Origin of the sequence: Rhizobium bangladeshense, from assembly GCF_001662075.1 — a bacterium.
Taxonomy (GTDB): Bacteria; Pseudomonadota; Alphaproteobacteria; order Rhizobiales; family Rhizobiaceae; genus Rhizobium; species Rhizobium bangladeshense_B.
Map to the genome: position 1 here is coordinate 47,239 of NZ_LYPL01000008.1, position 17,644 is coordinate 64,882.

At 61.8% G+C, this 17,644-nt stretch carries 18 protein-coding genes and 1 pseudogene; 14 read left to right on the forward strand and 5 right to left on the reverse strand.

All coding sequences use genetic code 11. The features are described from left to right. The first annotated feature begins 4 nt into the window (after window positions 1-4). On the forward strand, window positions 5-1,381 hold the full coding sequence (gene tagF, locus A7X77_RS16975) for a type VI secretion system-associated protein TagF (protein ID WP_064684030.1): 1,377 nt from the start codon (window positions 5-7) through the stop codon (window positions 1,379-1,381). Beyond that, a complete protein-coding gene (locus A7X77_RS16980) occupies window positions 1,371-2,291 on the forward strand; it encodes a serine/threonine-protein kinase (RefSeq protein WP_064684031.1) in 921 nt (306 codons plus the stop codon). Before tagF ends, A7X77_RS16980 begins: the two co-directional genes overlap by 11 nt. Here A7X77_RS16980 and A7X77_RS16985 read toward each other — a convergent pair. Continuing rightward, window positions 2,288-3,427, reverse strand: a complete 1,140-nt coding sequence (locus tag A7X77_RS16985) for a polysaccharide biosynthesis/export family protein (RefSeq protein ID WP_064684032.1) — start codon at window positions 3,425-3,427, stop codon at window positions 2,288-2,290. The genes A7X77_RS16980 and A7X77_RS16985 overlap by 4 nt on opposite strands. Before the next feature lie 188 nt (window positions 3,428-3,615). Here A7X77_RS16985 and A7X77_RS16990 point away from each other — a divergent pair, with 188 nt between their 5' ends. The 4 genes from A7X77_RS16990 (at window position 3,616) to A7X77_RS17005 (ending at window position 5,657) form a co-directional block, all read left to right on the forward strand. Further along, entirely contained in the window at window positions 3,616-3,963 is a 348-nt protein-coding gene (locus A7X77_RS16990; protein ID WP_064684033.1) for a DUF488 domain-containing protein, read from the forward strand. Between the two features lie 97 nt (window positions 3,964-4,060). Continuing rightward, window positions 4,061-4,582 (forward strand): DUF4142 domain-containing protein, encoded by a 522-nt coding sequence (locus A7X77_RS16995; RefSeq protein WP_064684034.1) that lies wholly within the window; start codon window positions 4,061-4,063, stop codon window positions 4,580-4,582. A 7-nt stretch (window positions 4,583-4,589) separates the two neighbouring features. After that, the gene (locus A7X77_RS17000) at window positions 4,590-4,910 is read left to right on the forward strand and encodes a cupredoxin domain-containing protein (RefSeq protein ID WP_064684035.1); all 321 of its coding nucleotides are present in this window, start codon (window positions 4,590-4,592) and stop codon (window positions 4,908-4,910) included. Between the two features lie 36 nt (window positions 4,911-4,946). Next, window positions 4,947-5,657, forward strand: a complete 711-nt coding sequence (locus A7X77_RS17005) for an RNA polymerase sigma factor (protein ID WP_064684036.1) — start codon at window positions 4,947-4,949, stop codon at window positions 5,655-5,657. A gap of 14 nt (window positions 5,658-5,671) precedes the next feature. Here the strand turns inward: A7X77_RS17005 and A7X77_RS17010 are convergent, their stop codons facing one another. Further along, the gene (locus tag A7X77_RS17010) at window positions 5,672-6,592 is read right to left on the reverse strand and encodes an ABC transporter substrate-binding protein (RefSeq protein ID WP_064684037.1); all 921 of its coding nucleotides are present in this window, start codon (window positions 6,590-6,592) and stop codon (window positions 5,672-5,674) included. Window positions 6,593-6,685: 93 nt separating this feature from the next. Here A7X77_RS17010 and A7X77_RS17015 point away from each other — a divergent pair, with 93 nt between their 5' ends. From A7X77_RS17015 to A7X77_RS17040, 6 genes are all read left to right on the forward strand, one after another. Beyond that, complete coding sequence (locus tag A7X77_RS17015) at window positions 6,686-7,693, forward strand: FecCD family ABC transporter permease (protein ID WP_245293761.1); 1,008 nt, start codon at window positions 6,686-6,688, stop codon at window positions 7,691-7,693. Continuing rightward, window positions 7,690-8,721: a FecCD family ABC transporter permease gene (locus tag A7X77_RS17020; RefSeq protein ID WP_064684038.1), complete on the forward strand. Its 1,032-nt coding sequence runs from the start codon at window positions 7,690-7,692 to the stop codon at window positions 8,719-8,721. The genes A7X77_RS17015 and A7X77_RS17020 overlap by 4 nt, the downstream gene beginning before the upstream one ends. Beyond that, on the forward strand, window positions 8,714-9,535 hold the full coding sequence (locus A7X77_RS17025; protein WP_064684039.1) for an ABC transporter ATP-binding protein: 822 nt from the start codon (window positions 8,714-8,716) through the stop codon (window positions 9,533-9,535). The genes A7X77_RS17020 and A7X77_RS17025 overlap by 8 nt, the downstream gene beginning before the upstream one ends. A 314-nt stretch (window positions 9,536-9,849) precedes the next feature. Further along, on the forward strand, window positions 9,850-11,214 hold the full coding sequence (locus A7X77_RS17030; protein ID WP_064684040.1) for a TadE/TadG family type IV pilus assembly protein: 1,365 nt from the start codon (window positions 9,850-9,852) through the stop codon (window positions 11,212-11,214). Next, entirely contained in the window at window positions 11,211-11,741 is a 531-nt protein-coding gene (locus A7X77_RS17035; RefSeq protein ID WP_064684041.1) for a TadE/TadG family type IV pilus assembly protein, read from the forward strand. The genes A7X77_RS17030 and A7X77_RS17035 overlap by 4 nt, the downstream gene beginning before the upstream one ends. A gap of 1 nt (window position 11,742) precedes the next feature. Beyond that, on the forward strand, window positions 11,743-12,327 hold the full coding sequence (locus tag A7X77_RS17040) for a TadE/TadG family type IV pilus assembly protein (protein WP_064684042.1): 585 nt from the start codon (window positions 11,743-11,745) through the stop codon (window positions 12,325-12,327). A 332-nt stretch (window positions 12,328-12,659) separates the two neighbouring features. On the opposite strand, the gene A7X77_RS17045 is transcribed toward A7X77_RS17040, so the two are convergent. Continuing rightward, complete coding sequence (locus A7X77_RS17045; protein WP_064684043.1) at window positions 12,660-13,499, reverse strand: hypothetical protein; 840 nt, start codon at window positions 13,497-13,499, stop codon at window positions 12,660-12,662. 106 nt (window positions 13,500-13,605) lie between these two features. Continuing rightward, window positions 13,606-14,658, reverse strand: coding sequence for a proline racemase family protein (locus A7X77_RS17050; RefSeq protein WP_064684044.1), 1,053 nt, complete (start codon window positions 14,656-14,658; stop codon window positions 13,606-13,608). Between the two features lie 261 nt (window positions 14,659-14,919). Here A7X77_RS17050 and A7X77_RS17055 point away from each other — a divergent pair, with 261 nt between their 5' ends. Next, window positions 14,920-15,927 carry an Ldh family oxidoreductase gene (locus tag A7X77_RS17055; RefSeq protein ID WP_064684045.1) on the forward strand — a complete coding sequence of 336 codons (1,008 nt, stop codon included), beginning with the start codon at window positions 14,920-14,922 and terminating at the stop codon, window positions 15,925-15,927. Here the strand turns inward: A7X77_RS17055 and A7X77_RS17060 are convergent. Next, window positions 15,924-16,601 (reverse strand): GntR family transcriptional regulator, encoded by a 678-nt coding sequence (locus tag A7X77_RS17060; protein ID WP_064684046.1) that lies wholly within the window; start codon window positions 16,599-16,601, stop codon window positions 15,924-15,926. The two genes, A7X77_RS17055 and A7X77_RS17060, sit on opposite strands and share 4 nt — an antisense overlap. Window positions 16,602-16,922: 321 nt before the next feature. Here A7X77_RS17060 and A7X77_RS17065 point away from each other — a divergent pair. Continuing rightward, window positions 16,923-17,641 (forward strand): annotated as a pseudogene (locus A7X77_RS17065) (GntR family transcriptional regulator). Window positions 17,642-17,644 lie beyond the last annotated feature (3 nt).

Here is a 17,644-nt window from a genome sequence, read left to right on the forward strand (position 1 = left end):
GATCATGAACGAGCGCGCCACCCTCGAGCGAAACCCTGCCGAAACCGACAGGATCGGCTTCTACGGCAAGCTGCCGAGCCATGGCGATTTCGTTTCGATGGGGCTCGGCCGCGGCCTGCAATCGGCGCTCGATGCCTGGCTGCAGGCCGGGATGCAGGCGGCGCAACAGGAACTCGGCGAGGATTGGGAACGCCGTTTCCGCACGATGCCGGCATGGCGTTTCATCATCGAACGCGGTCTCTGGGGATCGGCAACCGTTGCCGGCGTCCTGCTGCCCAGCCTCGACCGCGTCGGCCGCAGCTTTCCCCTCGTCATCGCCGCCCAGCTTCACGGCTTTGCCGAGCATCCGCGCCAGCTCTACCTCGACGACGCATGGTTCACGGCCGTTGAGGCGATCGCCGAAAGCTCGGCCAGGCGCGATTTCGATATCAACCAGTTCACTGCAAGCCTGAAGCGGCTGCGGACCCTGCGGCCGGCCGACCTCGCGGAAAACGAGACACTGCACGACAGAGCTTCCAGCCGAGGCACGATCTGGTGGCATATCGATCCGGAGGAACGACGGGCCAAGGGTTTCGGCGTCAGCGGCGCGCCGGAACCTTCGCATTTCGCGAAGCTGCTGCGCGAGAGTTCCGGCGCGGGCTCAGCACCGCCGCAGCCCGAGACAGCCGCGACACCGCGCCCTGTCATTGTCGAACCGCATCATCATTCCCCGGTGCTCCGGCACAGCCATGCCACGCATCCCGGCACGCGGCTCAACGTCAACGCCGATGCCCTGCTCATTTCCCAGACGCCCTCGCTGTTTGCCGTCGCTGATGGTGTCGGAGACGGTAATGCCGCTGCCGAAACCGGCAAGATTGCCGTTCATGTGCTGGCTGAAACGGCCCCGCAGCAGACGATCGAAGCTCTGGTGCAGGAAATCAAAGGCAAGCTCGGCCGCGCCCACGGCCTGCTTCAGTCTGCCTATCTTTCCGAGGGGCGCGAACCATCGGCCGCCAGCATCGTGGTATTCGCAGCCCTTCAGGACAGTTGCGCGCTGCTCTGGGTCGGCGATGCCCGCTGCTACCTCCTGCGCGACGGCATGATGCGCTGCCTGACCCGCGACCATGTGGAAGTCGGCCTGCGGCGCACACTTTCGCGCGCCATCGGCATGCGCGGACATCTCGTTCCCGAAGTCCGCTCCGGCGGATTGCAGGCCGGCGACCGGCTCCTGCTCTGCAGTGCGGCCCTTCCGAACGCCGTTCCCGAGCGCGGCATCGCCGAAATTCTCCTTTCGGCAAAGATCGAAACGGCGGCCGACATTCTCGTGCAGGAAGGGCTGATCGCCAATTGCCGCGAAAACCTGAGCGCCATCGTGATCGACGTGACCACCGATGACGCCTGATCATTCCGTCGATTTCGAGGAAATCACGCGCCGCTTTTCGCATCTGTGGCAGGCATTAAATTACGGTTCGGGCGGGGCCTATTCGCCCGAGACCCGGCAGATCCTGATAGACCGGGTCAGGGATGCGCTCGATCGCGGCGAGGCCCGCCTGAGCGATGCCGGTCCCGAGATCATCGCCAACAGTTTCGTCCTCGAAGCGCTGGTTCATGACGGCGCGGCCACCCACATCTATCGCGCCCGCCATCGCGATCTCGGAACGCTTCATGCGATCAAGATGCCGCGGCCCGACCACGCCGACGACCCCGTGCTGCGCAAACTCATACTACGCGAGGCGGAGATCGGCATGGCGCTCCGCCACCCGCATATAACAGGAACACAAGCGGTTCTGCGCCTCGCCGACGGACGCCCAGCCCTGGTCATGGAATGGCTCGGGAGCCGGCTTGCTGACCGCTTGCGGGAAAAACCGTTATCTCCCGATGAAGTCATCTCGATCATGACTTCGGTGCTGTCCGGCCTGGAGACCATCCACTCCGCCGGTTTCGTGCATTGCGACCTGTCGCCCCTCAATCTTCTCTTTGCCGACGGCGATCTCTCCGGCTTGAAGATTGCCGATTTCGGCATCGCGATCGAAACCGGCTCCCGGCATGGCCAACTCGATCTCGCCTTCGCCGGCCAGCCGGATTTCGTATCTCCGGAACAGATGGCCGGTGGGCCCCTCGACGGGCGATCCGATTTGTATGCCGCCGGGCTTCTGCTGTCCCTGCTCCTGCGCCATTGCGACGGGGAAGGCGAAGAGCTTCAGGCTTTGGCGATCCGCCTGTCGCAGCGCAATGCCGAAGACCGGCCCGAAAATGCGAAGGCCGCCTTGCATCTGCTCGGCGGCCTCGCAAAACATACGGTCGACGCTTAATTGCCGCTCGAACCCGGGATCGGCGCCGCGGCCGTCGGCACGCTCTTCTGGTAGACGTTGAAGAACTTCGCAAAGTCCACCAGGCCGGCATTGCTGGCGTAGATGATATCGCCGTCCATCATCTGGAAGCGCTGCATCAGCGCCAGATTGGAAACGTCCTTCATATTGACGCGGTAGATTGCCGGCTTGCTGCTCACCACAACGGGCGCGGCGGTCTTGGCATTCGCAGCCGCGAACTGCGTATAGACCGGCTGGTTGCGCAGCACATAGAAATTGCTCGCATCGGCGCGGTCGTCGAGCAGGCCGCCGGCGCGCCCGAGCGCCTGGGCGAGGGTCAGCTTGCCCGGCTGGAATTCGAATTCGCCCACGCTCTTGAAGGCGCCGAAAGCGGTGAACGTCGGCGCGTCCTTGTCGACATAGACCTGGTCGTCGGGCAGCAGATAGACATTCTGTTTGCTGTCGTCGATGACGCGCTGGAGCGGCACGGTGGCGCGCTGCTTGCCGCGCATCAGCGTGACGGTCGCCGAGCCCGGATCGGAAGATGCGCCGCCGGCAAGCGCTACCGCATCGAGCACGCGCTCCTTGCGGGCGGTCAGCGGGAAGCGCCCGGCGGCGCGCACGTCGCCATTGACGGTGAAGCCGCTGGAAGGCCGGTCGACCACGGTGACGACAGCCTGCGGATTGACGGCCGAACCCTTCAAGCCGGTGACGATGCGCGTCTGCAGCGCCTCGGTGGAGGAATCCACCACCCGCTGCTTGCCGATGAAGGGAAGCGTCACATTACCCGTCGAATCCACCGTGAACCGGCCGAGATCGAGGGTCTTGCTCTGGGTCGAGGAGAACAATCCATCCTCGCCGGGATCGAGAATCGTCACCTCGATGACGTCGCCGCGCCTCAGCCGCGTATCGGCGAATCCGCTCGAGCGCATGGCGCTGAGGCCGGTATCGGTGGCGGCATAGGCAAGCGGAGCTGACGTAACCGGATCCATCGGCGCTTCCGAGAGCCTGACGACAGGGATTCGTTCATTGCCGTTCGGCGAGGTGGCATTGTAAAAACTACCGGCAGTTGGGCCATCCGATGGCCGAGCGCATGCGCTAAGAACTGCGACAAGGACCAACGGCGCCAGCTTTCGCATCAGGTATCCTTTTGGCAATGTTGAGAGAATCGGAAAATATCAGCGGCACATGACCGAGCAATACCAGTTGCACGCGAAAAATCAATTGTGACAGCTCAGAGGCAGTCCAGTGTGACTATTTAGCAACCATAGGCGTGAGTGGAGCGGCTGCGTATTCGTTCTGAACTACCTTCACAGCAGATGAACAAATGGCCTTGCACATTAAACGAATCTACGAGCCGAAAGAAGACAGGGACGGCACGCGTATTCTGGTCGACAGGCTGTGGCCGCGCGGCTTGAAGAAGCAGGAGGCGGCCGTCGACGTCTGGCTGAAGGATATCGCGCCGAGCCCGGCGTTGCGCCGATGGTTCGGCCATGACCCAGCCAAATGGAGCGAATTTCAACGCCGCTACCGGGACGAGCTCGAAAAGAACTCATCAGCCGTCGAGGAGCTCGAACGCCGGATCGGGCAATCGGACGCCACACTTCTCTATGCGGCAAAAGACCCGCACCACAATCACGCGATCGTGCTCCAGCGTTTCATCGGCAAAGACTGAAGCGGCCGGCAACCATTTCCCGCTTCGAAAATTTCCGGGAACCTTTTCGATCGATCTGCATCCAATGCTCGCTTTCATCCGACATAGGAGACAGATCATGTTCAAACGAATTCTCGGCGCAACCTTCATCGCGGCATCGCTCGGCACGGCCTCGTTCGCCGCCGACGCCAAGCCGACCGACCCTCAGATCGCCCACATCGCCTATACGGCGGGGCAGATCGATGTCACCGCCGCGGAGCAGGCGTTGAAGAAGAGCAAGAACGCAGAGGTCATCGAATTCGCCAAAACCATGGAGCGCGACCACAAGGCCGTGAACGACCAGGCGCTCGCCCTCGTCAAGAAGCTGAAGGTGACGCCTGAGGACAACAAGATCAGCCAGTCGCTCTCGACCCAGGCGAGCAAGGAACTGAAGACGCTTGACGCCCTCGACGGTGCAGCCTTCGACAAGGCCTATGTCGAAAACGAAGTCGCTTATCACAAGTCGGTCAACGATGCCCTTGCCAAGGTGCTGATCCCTTCGGCTCAGAACAAGGAGCTGAAATCGCTGCTGGAAACGGGTCTGACCCTGTTCAAGCAACACCAGACGCATGCCGAGCATCTCGCTTCGATGATCAAATAGGCCTGCGATGGGATCGCTGACGAAATTGCTGCCGCTGTTGTTGGCGCTGCTCTGGGCAAGCAGCGGTGTCGCCTCAGCGGCGGAATATCAGGTCACCATCGCGGGCATGAAATTCGGCGCACCGCCTGCCGAGCTGCATGTCGGCGATGTGATCGTCTGGCGAAACGATGATATATTCCGGCATACGGCGACGGCTCGCGACAAGAGCTTCGATGTCGACCTGCCGCCGAAATCGGAGGCGCGGATGACGGTCAGCCAGGCGGGAACGGTCGATTTCTATTGCCGCTTTCATCCCGCCATGACCGGTAAACTGGATGTCCGGCCGTAGGGCCGGGCTCCGATGCAAAGCAATGCGGAGATTTGCATGACAGCCATTGCGGTTCCGGTCGCGCCACACCGGCAGCACATATCGACGCTATCGGAAGCCGAGCTCGTGCCCCTTGCAAAGCAGGGCGACGAGCCCGCTATCCGCGCCATCGTCCAGCGTCACAATCAGCGCCTGTTCCGCACCGCGCGCGCCGTCATCCGCAGCGATTGGGAAGCCGAAGACGTCGTGCAGGCCGCCTATGTCAAGGCCTTTACCAATCTGGCGACATTCCGCGGCGAGGCCGAGCTTTCGACATGGCTGACCCGGATAACGCTCAACGAGGCGCTGGGCCGAGTGCGCGCACGAAAGAACACCACCGGGCTTGAGGAAATCGACATGCCGACGACATCGCGGGGCGGCGAAGTCCTCCAGTTTCCGTCCTCGCTCTCCGCAACCGACCCGGAAACCGAGCTGTCGCGGAGCCAGGCGCGCCACCTCCTCGAACAGGCCGTCGACGACCTTCCGGACGAATTTCGCACTGTCTTCGTGCTGCGCGAGGTCGAGGGCATGAGCACGGAGGAGGCTGCATCCTATCTCGGCATCAAACCCGAAACCGCCAAGACCCGGCTGCACCGGGCGCGGAAGATGATGCGCCAGTCGATCGAAAAACAGCTTTCCGGCGCATTCTCGGCGCTCTTCCCCTTCGACGGCGCCCGCTGCGCTTCGATGGGCGACCGCGTCATCGCAGCCCTTCGCCAGACGCGGTAGGCTCGGCCTCGCAGTCAACGTGAGTCAGGCAGGCCGTATATCTTCTCGATAGCGTCAAGCATCAGGTTTGCCGCAATGATGCCGCCGGCGGTATTCCAGACGGCGTCGCTGACGGCTTCGACCTTGCCGGCCTTGACGACCGCGAGGTTCTTCCACAGCGGATCGGAGGTCCAATCGGCCGCGGCAGCGGCCGTCTTGCCGTCGCCGGTGTCGTAAACGAGGTAGAAGAGCCGGTCGCCTTCGAATTCAGGCGTTCGCTCCTTCGTCACCTCGTCGGCAAATTCCATCCGGTCCTGGTTTGCCGGCCGGCCAAATCCGAGCTGGCTCAATATGTTGCCGGCGAACGTATCCTTGAGCAGAATCCTGGTGCGTCCGGGCATGAAGCGCACCAGCGAAATCTTCTCCGCCTTCTTGTCCCCCAGCGCCTTGCTGATCGCCGCGACGCGATCGTCATAGGCCTTGAAGGCAGCATCGGCCTCCGGCAGCTTGCCGACGGCGGTGGCGTAGAGCTTCATGTTACCCTTCCAATCGCTCCTGATCCGCTCAGAAAGCACTGTCGGCGCAATCGCCGACAGCTGGGAATAGATCTTCTCCTGGCGGAACTTGGTGCCAAGGATGAGATCGGGCTCAAGTGAGGCGATCAGTTCGAGGTTGACGGCCGACTCGTCGCCGACGACGGTCACGCCGTCCATCTGCTTGGCGATATGGTCGTACCAGGGTTTGCCCAGCCAGGAGCGCACGGCGCCGACCGGCGTAATGCCGATTGCAAGCAGGGCCTCGGTCCCCTCATTGGTCAGCACGACGATCCTCTTCGGCGCATCCGGCACTTCGGTCAGGCCCATGGCATGGGTCACTTCGCGCGCATTGGCCGCGCTGACGGTGATGAAGGAGAGGAGAGCCGCGAACACCGCGAGCAGGATGGATTTCGTACGCACAGACGCCTCGAACTTGACAATCGAATGATTTTCCGACCAATCGGTCGGACCATAAGATGAGATGTATTATCCACTTAAAGTCAAGCTGAAACCGTGCGCCCCATTGCCGTCTCCACCTCTTCCCGTCCCGTGATATCGCTGACGATCGCATTGTGGGCCGCCCTGACGACTGCCGTCATCGCGAGCGTGGCGCTGGGCTACCGGCAATATTCGCCGACGGCGATGTGGAATGCGATCTTTGCCTTCGACGGGTCGGAAAGCGCTGTGGTCATCACCACGCTGCGCATTCCCCGCGCCCTTCTCGCGCCGCTGGTGGGGGCTGCTCTCGGGGTCGCGGGTGTCTTGACCCAGACGCTGGCGCGCAACCGTATCGCTTCACCGGATACGCTCGGTATCAACGGCGGTGCAGCGCTCGCAGTGGTCGCTTCGAGCGTCTGGTTCGGCGTCGGTTCGATCGCCGGAATGTCGGTCGCGGCCATCTCGGGCGCGCTTGCTACCAGCCTGCTCGTCTTCGGCGTCGCCGCCAGTTCCGGGGGCTTCTCGCCGATCCGGATCGTGCTGGTCGGCGTCACCGTCGGCGGCCTCGGCTATTCGATCGTCCAGATCATCCTCACCACCAACGAAGCCCAGCTCAAGGAGCTGCTCTTCTGGCTGACCGGCTCATTCGCCGACCGCCCGATCGCCTTTGCCCTTGGCGGCGCACCCGTAGTTCTGGCCGGTCTTGCGGTCGCATGGATGCTCGCTCAGCCGCTCGATGCGCTGCAGGCCGACGATACGACGGCCGCAAATCTCGGCGTGCCGCTCGCCGTCATACGCTGGGCCGGCTTCCTGACCATCTCGCTGCTGACCGGCGCCAGCGTCTGCATGGCGGGGCCGGTCGGTTTCGTCGGCTTCGTCGTGCCGCATGTGGCAAGACGCTTCGTCGGCCTCAGCCATCGCCGCCTCATCGTCACCTCGGCGCTGATCGGTGCGATCTACGCGACCGCGGCGGACATTCTCGCGCGCTTCATCATCTATCCGGCAGAAGCGCCCGTCGGCGCGATCACCTCGACCGTCGGCGGCGTGGTTCTGCTCGTCCTGCTCAAGCGGAGAGCGGCATGACGACTTCCGCCGGTTCTCTCACCATCTCCAGAGCGCCGCTGACGCTGGCGGCCATCATCCTCCTGTTCCTGGCTCTCGCTTTGACGGGGATCGCGTTCGGGTCGACCTGGATACCGCTCGCCCAGGTGTGGGACGTGCTTCTCGGCGCGGATATCCGCGGCAAGACGGTCATCATTCTGCAGTTCCGCCTGCCCCGCGTGGTGATCGCCGCTCTGGCGGGCGGCGGCTTTGCAGTCGCCGGATATCTTCTCCAGCGCGTGACCCGCAACGAACTCGCCTCGCCCGGCATACTCGGCGTCGTCGATGGCGCAGCGCTGGCGGTCGTCTGCTTTCTCGCCGCACTCTCCAACGAATCCAACGCGCTGGTCACCTCGGTCGCCTATCAGCCGGTCGCCGCCGTCGCCGGATCGATCCTCGCAATCTCAATCGTCTTCGCATTCGCCGGCCGGCAGGCGGCATCGGCGATCCGCCTGCTTCTCTTCGGCACCGCCGTCGCCGCGGTTTTGAAATCGCTGACCGTGATCGCCATGCTCGTCGGGCCTGTCTACCAGGCCGGACAGGCGGCGCGCTGGATCGCCGGCGCGGTCAACGAGATCAACTGGAACGAAATCCGCATCACCGCGATCGGCATGCTTCCACTCGTGCTCATCGTGCTGATCGTGGCGCGCAGGCTGCCGCCGGCCGATCTCGACGAGATCTCGGCGAGAAGCGTCGGCCTCAACTTGCCGAGCTTCCGCATCCAGATCTTCGTCCTTGCCGCCGCCATCACCGCGCTTTCGGCCGCCTTCGTCGGCGGCGTCGGTTTCATCGGCCTGATGGCGCCGCATCTCGCGCGCCGGCTGATCGGGAGAACCGTCCATTTCGGCCTCATCGGCAGCTTCTTCATCGGCGCCTCGATGCTGGTCGGCGCGGACCTTCTCGTCCGGGTGCTGTTTTCGCCGACCGAAGTGCCTGCCGGAACGGTTCCGGCCGTCATCGGCGCTCCCTACTTCCTCTATCTCCTGATGAGAACCCAGCGCCATGACTGACGCCGCCGCCGCCATCGACAACGTGATATCGATCGAAGAGCTCAGCCTCGATTACGGCAAGCTCAACGTCCTCCATTCCCTGTCACTCGCCATCCCCAGAGGCAAGATCACCGTGCTTGCGGGCGCAAACGGCTGCGGCAAGTCCACTCTGCTGCGGGCAATCCGCAGGCTGCACAAGCCGAGCAAGGGCCATATCCTGCTCGAAGAGCTGAACCTTCACAGCCTCGGCGAAAAGGCGCTTGCCCGGAAAATCGGACTGCTGACCCAGAGCCCCTCGGCGCCCGAAGACATGACGGTGCAGGAGCTCGTGCGGCTCGGCCGTTACCCGCACCAGACGCTGCTGCAGCCCTGGAGCGCCGGCGATGCGGAAGCGATCGAGCAGGCGATGGCCGGCACCGGCGTCGGCCATCTCAGCGACCGCAGGCTCGGTTCGCTCTCGGGAGGGCAGCTGCAGCGCGCATGGATTGCGATGGTGCTGGCGCAGGAAACCGACATCATCTGCCTGGACGAGCCGGTCAACCATCTTGACCTTGCCCACCAGATCGAATGCCTGGAGCTGGTCGACCGTCTCAAGCAGCAATTCGGCAGAACGGTCGTCCTCGTGCTCCATGACCTCAACCTCGCGGCGCGCTACGGCGACACGCTGGTTTTTCTGAGAGGCGGCGAAATCGTCGCCACGGGGGCGCCCACCGATCTGGTCACCGAGGCGATGGTCTCCGACGTCTTCGGCGTGCAGGCAAGGGTCATAACCGATCCTGTTCACGGCCGGCCGCTCTGCATCCCGCTGCGCCTCGCTGGGACGTCGTCCGAGTAAGCGGCCTCGCCGGCCAAACCATTCCGCTGTCACCCCTGGATAAACAACTGGCTGAGCTCACCGGTCAATCTGTCGTGCAAGCGCTTGGGAACCTCTTGCGGGCGACATGTTTCTATTGTTGAAGCAGTCGGCCGCGGCCCGCCGGCACCGCAGCACGGCACGACTATCCATAATTCGCAGAGATGTACGATAAGCGCAGCAAACGGCGCGCCGCCAGTCCGCTGGCGGTTGGAACTCACAAGATTTCACAAAGGCTTAAGCTTCGTTGAAACATCTTGTCATTACGATTTTCATTCCGGCGTATTGGTGGTTTTTTGAAGTCAGTTTTTTTATCTTCATTGGGTCGATGCTTGCACACGCTTTGCGGTCTCGGAAGGGACAGAACCGGCAATGTCGCGATCGTCGTTGCCCTCAGCCTGGTGCCAATGCTCGTCGCAGTCGGCGCGAGCTTCGACTACATCCGCAGCTACAATGTCCGGCAGAGGATGCAGAGCGACCTCGATGCAGCCCTGATCGCCGCGGTCAAACAGATCGACAATGTCGAGGACACGGACGCTCTCAAGAAGAAGGTTTCCGACTGGTTCCACGTACAGGTGGACAACAGCTACACGTTGGGTGAGATCGAGATCGATACGGCCAACCACAACATCACTGCGACGGCGAGCGGCACCGTTCCGACCACCTTCATGAAGATCGCCAACATCGAGACCGTCGACGTCGGCGTGGCGAGCGCCGTCAAGGGACCGGCCACCTCCTATCTCAACGTCTATATCGTCATCGACAGCTCGCCCTCGATGCTGCTGGCGGCAACGACATCGGGCCAGGCGACTATGTATGCCGGCATCGGATGCCAGTTCGCCTGCCACACCGGCGACGCGCACACGATCGGCAAGAAGACATATGCCAACAACTATGAATACAGCTCAGAAAAGAAGATAAAGCTGCGTGCCGATGTCGCCGGCGACGCAGTCCGCGAAGTGCTCGACATGATCGACGAATCCGACGCCAATCATGAACGGATCAAGGTCGGACTCTACAGCCTGGGAGATACGCTCACCGAAGTTCTGACCCCGACGCTGAGCACGGATACGGCGCGTACCCGCTTGGCGGATGCAAGCTACGGCCTCACCAGCGCGACCTCGAAGGCCGCCACCTATTTCGACGTATCGCTTACAACGCTCAAGCAAAAGGTCGGCGCCGGAGGGGACGGAACCACCTCAGGCTCGCCGCTCAAGCTGGTTCTTCTGCTGACGGACGGCGTGCAGTCGCAGCGCGAATGGGTCACCGACGGAGTGGTATGGAGCAAGGGCAAGGCGATTTCCGGCTCATACTGGAACAAGGTGGCGCCGCTTAATCCCGAGTGGTGCGGCTATCTGAAGAACCAATCCAATACGATGGCGGTGCTCTACACCGAATATCTGCCGATCACCTCGGACTGGGGCTATAACGCCACCGTCGGCTCGACCATGGCCAGCGCCAACTGGAAGAACACTTGGGGCGGCACCATGGACAGCGGCGTTTCGAGCAGTATTACGAGACGGGATTACATCCCCTATGCGCTTGCCGGCTGCGCATCATCGAAGAGCCTGTTCATTTCGGCATCGTCGTCGACGGAAATTACGGCAGGGCTTTCGGCGCTCTTTACCCAATATCTCTCTTCCGTCCGGCTGACCCAATGAAATACGGAAAAAGATTGACATCGCTTCGCCGCTTCCTCGGCGATCGTGAAGGGGTGGCTGCGATCGAGTTCGCGATCCTCGCCCTGCCGCTCTTCATCATGTTGTTCGGCATCATCGAAGTCTCGCTGATGTTTTTCGTCAACTCTGCGCAGGATGCTTCGGTTCACAAAATCTCCCGAATGATCCGTACCGGCGAAGTTGCGTCGTCGAAGATCACGCTCGCCGGCTTCAAGGCGAAGATTTGCGAGGATATGCTTTTGTCGTTCAACTGCTCCACCGATCTCGTCGTCAAAGTGAACGTGCTTTCTGACCTGTCGGCGGCGGTCAGCACCGACCCGATCGACAATAGCGGCAATCTTGCCGTCACCGAGACCTTCGATGTCGGCAAGGGCAGCGATTACATTCTGGTTCAGACCTTCCTGCCCTGGGACCCCGTCGCCAATTTCCTCACTCTGTCGAGCGCCCAGCTTTCGGACGGCCGTTATCTTCTTGGCTCGTCCGTCCTGTTGCGCAATGAGCCCTTCTGACATGATCAAGAAACGAAGCCTTTTCCTTTTCCGCTTCGCCCGATCTCGCCTATATCGTCTGGCGCAAGAGCGGACGGCTGCATCTGGCGTCGAATTCGCTCTGGTGCTGCCGATCCTGGTGATGCTGCTGTTCGGCACCGTCGATCTCGGCCATGCGCTGACGGTCAGCCGTAAGATCGACGAAATCGCCTCCACGACGGGCGATTTGATTGGACAGCAGAGTTCGTGGACGAGTTCCGATGTTACTAAGCTTCTTTCCGGCGCCAGCTTCATTCTGCAGCCCTATGACACGAGCGGGCTGACGATCACCGTCGCGGTGAACGATATCAGCAAAAGCGGCAACGCGACCGTCAACTGGTCTGCGGCGCTCAACACCTCGGCGCTGAATTCCGGAACGGCGAGCGCAATCGATATCCCCGCGCAAATCCAGGATGCGGGCGTCCAGGTCGTGCTGACCCGCGTGCAATACACATTGACGACACCGGTCTCCGCGTTTTTCTCAAATTTCACCGGACAGAACGGCTACAGCTTCGACCATCATTTCTTCAACCGCCCGCGCGTCAGCGACACAATCACTTACAAATAGCCTGCTTCTTCTGATGAACGTTTGACAATGCCACTCAGGCTGGTTGTCGACTGGCCGACAATGATGCATTGCTTCGCCAGTTGGCACCTGACCCGCAGATGCCTTCAGCATCGCCACCAAGGCAGCGCGGGTGGTCGGCGCCAAGTATGCCGCCGAGAAAAATGCCGGGTCTGCGCGCCACTATGAAGAGCTTGCCGCAACACTTGAACTGCAGATGGATTGAGCGACTGCCGGCCATGCGAGGCCAGTGTTTCCAAATCGGTCGGGCTGGCAGACGCCCTCCGGCTCGACTGGCTTGGCCTGAGAACCTAAGGCGCTGGAGATTCGCCCGCTCATTCGGAAAGCCGGACGATGCCGTAGGGATTGAACTTGAATTCGTCCACTTCATAGGTGGATTCGAAGGAGAGCCTGGCGCGGCGCTTCTTCAGCGTAGGATCCAGGCCATGCCCGGCGATCTCGTCGGCGACCTGGTCGATGATGGCAACGACTTGCCTTTCGCTGCCCATCGCCTCCGGCGCGCAGACTTCCGGCAGCCCGACGAGATGAAAGCCGACGCTTTCTAGATATCCGCGAGCCGAGAGCGGCCGCTTTGCGAAGGCTAGGCGGCCGATGCGCTGCTGAGTGAGCGGGTCGTTGGCCTTCTGCGCTTCGGCTGCCTGCCGGATCAACTCTTTCCATCGATCGAGGCCATGGGCGATGCCGGCGCTTTCGCCCTTGACGGCAACCGCTCCCGCCGCGATCAGCCGCTCGACGAGACGCAGCGCCGTCATCGACACCTTCACCGTCTCCGCCTGCGCCATGCTCGGCCCGAGGAGATAGAGGACGGATTGGTGATCAGCGACGGCTTTCTCGTCCGCCTCGTCCCACGCATCCGGTTCGACCCGATCCCAGCAGACATCGAATGACCGGCTCATGCGGTTATCCGGCTCTGCCTGCGAATAATCCTCATCGACGCTGAAGCCGGTGGCGAAATCACGGATCGCTTGGCCTGCCGCTTCGGACAGGCGGCTGAGGTCGCGATCCCTACCGAGAAAACACAGGACGTGCCGGGGCGTCACCGACGACGCCTCGTCCTGGGTGATTGTTTCCGGGCTGGCTTGCGCAGCGAAAGACGGTTTCCAGCCGATCATGGCCCATAGGGACCCCAACAGCGCGCGACGCAGAATATGCAAGAGCGATGCCTCCGTTCGGTCGAATCTTTACAGCTTCCGCTTGTAAACATATGGCGCCCAAAACGAAAGCGGGATCATCGCCAGGCGATGCGTCACGCCCTTTTGCTCAGGCCCAGATGTCTCCCGGAGTGAACCCTTCGGTGAAGGGATCGTCATTGTCCAGCACAAGGGTGTTCAGGCCGGAGATCCAGCTGGTGCCGGTCAGCGTCGGGACGACGGCGGATCTGTCGCCGACCCTTGCTTCTTCGACCAGCCTGCCGGTGTAGATATTGCCGAGGATTCCCTGATGCCGGAAATCCTGATTGAGCGGCAATTCGCCCTTCGCATGCAGAACGGCCATCTTCGCGCATGTGCCGGTGCCGCAGGGGCAGCGATCGAGCGCTCCCGTCCAGGTCGCGGGATCGTCCCAGGAAAGATCGCCCGTGGCCATCGTGACGGTGTTCTTCCAATCGGCGTTCGGATCGTCCGTCGGTCCCGACAGCTGCGAGATCGTGAGGCCGACGCCGGGATAATGCGGATGGGCAACGGGCAACTGCTCGATGGCCGCCTGACGGATCATCGCGGAAACACGTGCGATCTCCCTTCCGTGCGCCGGAATCAGTTCAAGGCCTTTGAACTGTCTGACATCGGCGATGACATAGAACATGCCGCCCCAGCCGACATCGACCGTAATCTTTCCAAGATGCGGCACCTCGATGATGGCGTCGAGATGGGCGGCGAATGCCGGCACGTTCTTGAAGGTCACGCTTTTGACTTTGCCGTCCTTGCACTGCGCCTTCACGCGGATCAGGCCGGCAGGCGCCTCAAGGACCAGTTCGGTGACGGGCTCCTTCATCGGCAGCATGCCCATTTCCAAGAGGACCGTCACCACGGAGATGGTGTTGCCGCCGGACATCATCGGATATTCGACCTGCTCCATGATGACATAGCCGGCATCGGCCTCCGGATGAGAGGGTGGCACGATGATGTTGCAGCAATGGGCGGGATAGCCGCGCGGTTCGCGCAGCATCAGCTTGCGCAACTGGTCGTCGTTGCTTTCCAGCCATTTCATCTTCTCATAGACGGAGTTTCCGGGAATGTGCGGAACGCCTCCCGTTATCACGCGCATCGGCGTGCCGGCGTGGGTATCGACCGCATGAATCGTTCTTTTAAATCCCATTTCTGCTTCTCCTCTGTTCGGTTGCGCGCGCTCGGTCTTCATGAGGGCAATGTGGCCGCCTCCGATTTTCCCGTTTGGCGTGCGCCCGATCCATCTTGCTTTGTAATATCGTATACGATATCTGAAAAAGCCGATCCGTCAACTGCGTAAAATGGACATGCATGTACATTTTCCCTGGCAGCGTTCACCACTTTTGCTAAGAAGCCTCAGAACGGCCGGACCGGGTCGGACGGCCAGAAGAGAAAAAAGAGGAGATACAAGATGTCGGATGAGGTCCTATTCGATCTGGCGGAAGCCGAGAGCTTGGCGATGCGCGCCTGCCTTGCGGCTGGCGCCAGCGAAGCCAGCGCCCGTTCCCTCGTGGACGCCACCTTGTCAGCCGCGCTTTACGGACCTCCGGCCGTCGGGTTCCCGCATTTCGTCGATTACCTCGACAGCTTCCGCGAGGGCCGCATCAACCGCGATCCCGCTCCCACCTGCGAGCGTCCTTACCCCGCTTTCTTCGCCGCGGATGCCGATCGGGGGATCGCACAGCTCGGTTTCGATCTTGCCTTCAAGGATCTGGTCGAAGCGGTGCGCACGCTCGGGGTCGCCGTCTTCACGCAAACGAACAGCTACACCACAGGAGAACTCGGCTATTACGTCCGCCGTCTTGCCGGCGAAGGGATCGTCGGCATCGCCGCGACCAATGCCAACGCCATGGTGGTCGCCAAAGCGGGCGGCCCTGCCGTCTACAGTACGAACCCGATGGCCTTCGGCTTTCCACTCGGCGAAGGAACGCCGCCGCTCCTCATCGACCAGGCGTCGAGTGCGACCGCCTATGTCAACGTCGTCGCGGCCGCAGCCGAGGGACGCAGCATCCCGGAGGGATGGGCCGTCGATGAAGCGGGACAGGAAACTCAGGATGCCGCAAGGGCGCTCGGCGGAGCCCTGCTTCCCTTCGGCGGGCGCAAGGGCGCCAATGTGGCACTGATGGTGGAAATGCTGTCGGCCGGCCTGTCCGGCGGCCCCTGGTCACTGGATACGCCATCCTTCAGATCAGGAAGCGTCAGTCCGGCTGTGGGGTTGACGGTTATCGCGATGATGCCGGGGCAGGCTGACCGCGGCCTTGTCGAACGCGCGCGCCGCCAAGCCGACCGCCTGCAAAGCCACGGCGTCTTCGTGCCCGGCGTCAGCGGCATCGACCATCCAAGGCCTGCGTCGGAAGGACTGAAAATGCCCCGCGCCGTGTTCGAGGCCATCAGGAGGATAGCGGAGACTGACGGCTAAAGGGACCTTTTCCCGGGCAGATGTTCGAGCAGCGATTGGCACGCGCTGATGATGTGAGCGTAGACCAGCTCTGCCGCCTTGTCCTCGTCCCGCTCCCGGCAGGCTTCGACGATTTGCCGATGTTCGCGGTCCGCCGTCTGCTGGCCGTGCGACAGCGTCAACTGCACCCGGAGATATCGTTCCAGCCGGTCGTTCACCGACCGGATCGTGCTGACGAGGAAGGGCCGGCGAGCGTCTTCGTAAAGGCGGCTGTGGAAGCGCCAGTTCAGTTCCGACCAGCGGGCGACGTCGGTTTCCCCAGCGAAAGCGTCGCAAAAAGCGAGTGCCTCTTTGAAAGTCTCCTGCGTCATGTGCGGGATCGACAGCTTGATGGCATTCGTTTCCAGGATCGCGCGCACCTCGAAGATCTGAGCGATTTCGGGTTCCGAAAGGCTTGTGACGATCGCGCCCTTGTTGCGATGGAACTCGACCAGGCCTTCAGCCTCGAGCCGTTTGAGCGCCTCGCGAACCGGGATCTTGCTGACATTGAACAGGCGCGCGACATCGTCCTGCCGAATCGGTTCGCCTTCATCAAGCGAACCATCCGCGATCGAGTCGCGGATATACTTCAGGATCACATCAGAGGCCGTGGGCGCCTTCCCGAGATCGGTCACCTGTGCGGTGTTGAATGGCATTTCCCAAGCTCCTCATTGGGGACAAGATGCTGCTTGGGATATCGTAGCCGATCTCTTTCCTCAAGCCGCGCAGCCTCAGGCCAGTCTCAGCATCGGTGTGTGGATTTTCGCCGGGACAGGCGGAATTGAGCCTGGTGATCTGCTTGGCCTCGATATAGCTGTCGAGCCCAGTGGGCCGTTCGCGGCCGATGCCGAATTCCTTGTAGCGGCCCCAGGGCTCGAAGAGTCAACAGCGTGTCGGCAAGATCAAGCCGAAAAATTGCGTTGCCGACACGCTGTTTTTCTGGCCCAATGAATCCACGTCGAGAGAAAGGGACTTAAGTGTCTGAAGAATCGGAAGTGAAACGGATCCGCGGCACCGGATGGAAGAACGTGTACGAAACGCTGCGTAACGAGATCCTGTCGCTCGCTTTGCCGCCCGGTCAGCTTCTCGACGAGACGACGCTTGCCGAACGTTTCGACATGTCGCGCTCGCCGGTGCGGGAGGCCCTGATCCGGCTCGGCGCCGACGAGCTGGTGGTGACGCTTTCCAACCGCAGCACGATCGTCGCGCCGATCGAAGTGGCGACCTTCCGAAATATGTCGAGGCGCTCGACATCGCGCAGCGGATGAATACGCGGCTTGCCGCAGCGCTGAGAACCGAGGCCGATCTGAAGATCATCGCCAAACGGCTGAAGTCGTTTGAGGCTGCGGTCAAGACAGGCAATCACCTCGCCATGTCAGAAGCCAACAAGGAATTCCACATGGCAATCGCCCATGCCGGAAAAAATCAGTATCTGGCCTCATTCTACGAGAAGCTTTTGTCGCAGGGCCAGCGCATGCTGCACCTGCATTTCGAATATCTGGAGCGGACGCACGAAGGCTATCTGCTGACCGACGAGCACACGCTGATGCTCGACGCCATCAGGGAGAAGAACGTCGATCTGGCCGACGAGCTCGCCCACGCCCATACGCGCCAGTTCCAGGATAATTTCATCAACTTCATGCGCGAGAACTACACGACGGATGTCGCGCTGGGACCGCTGCGGGCTGCGGAGTAACGA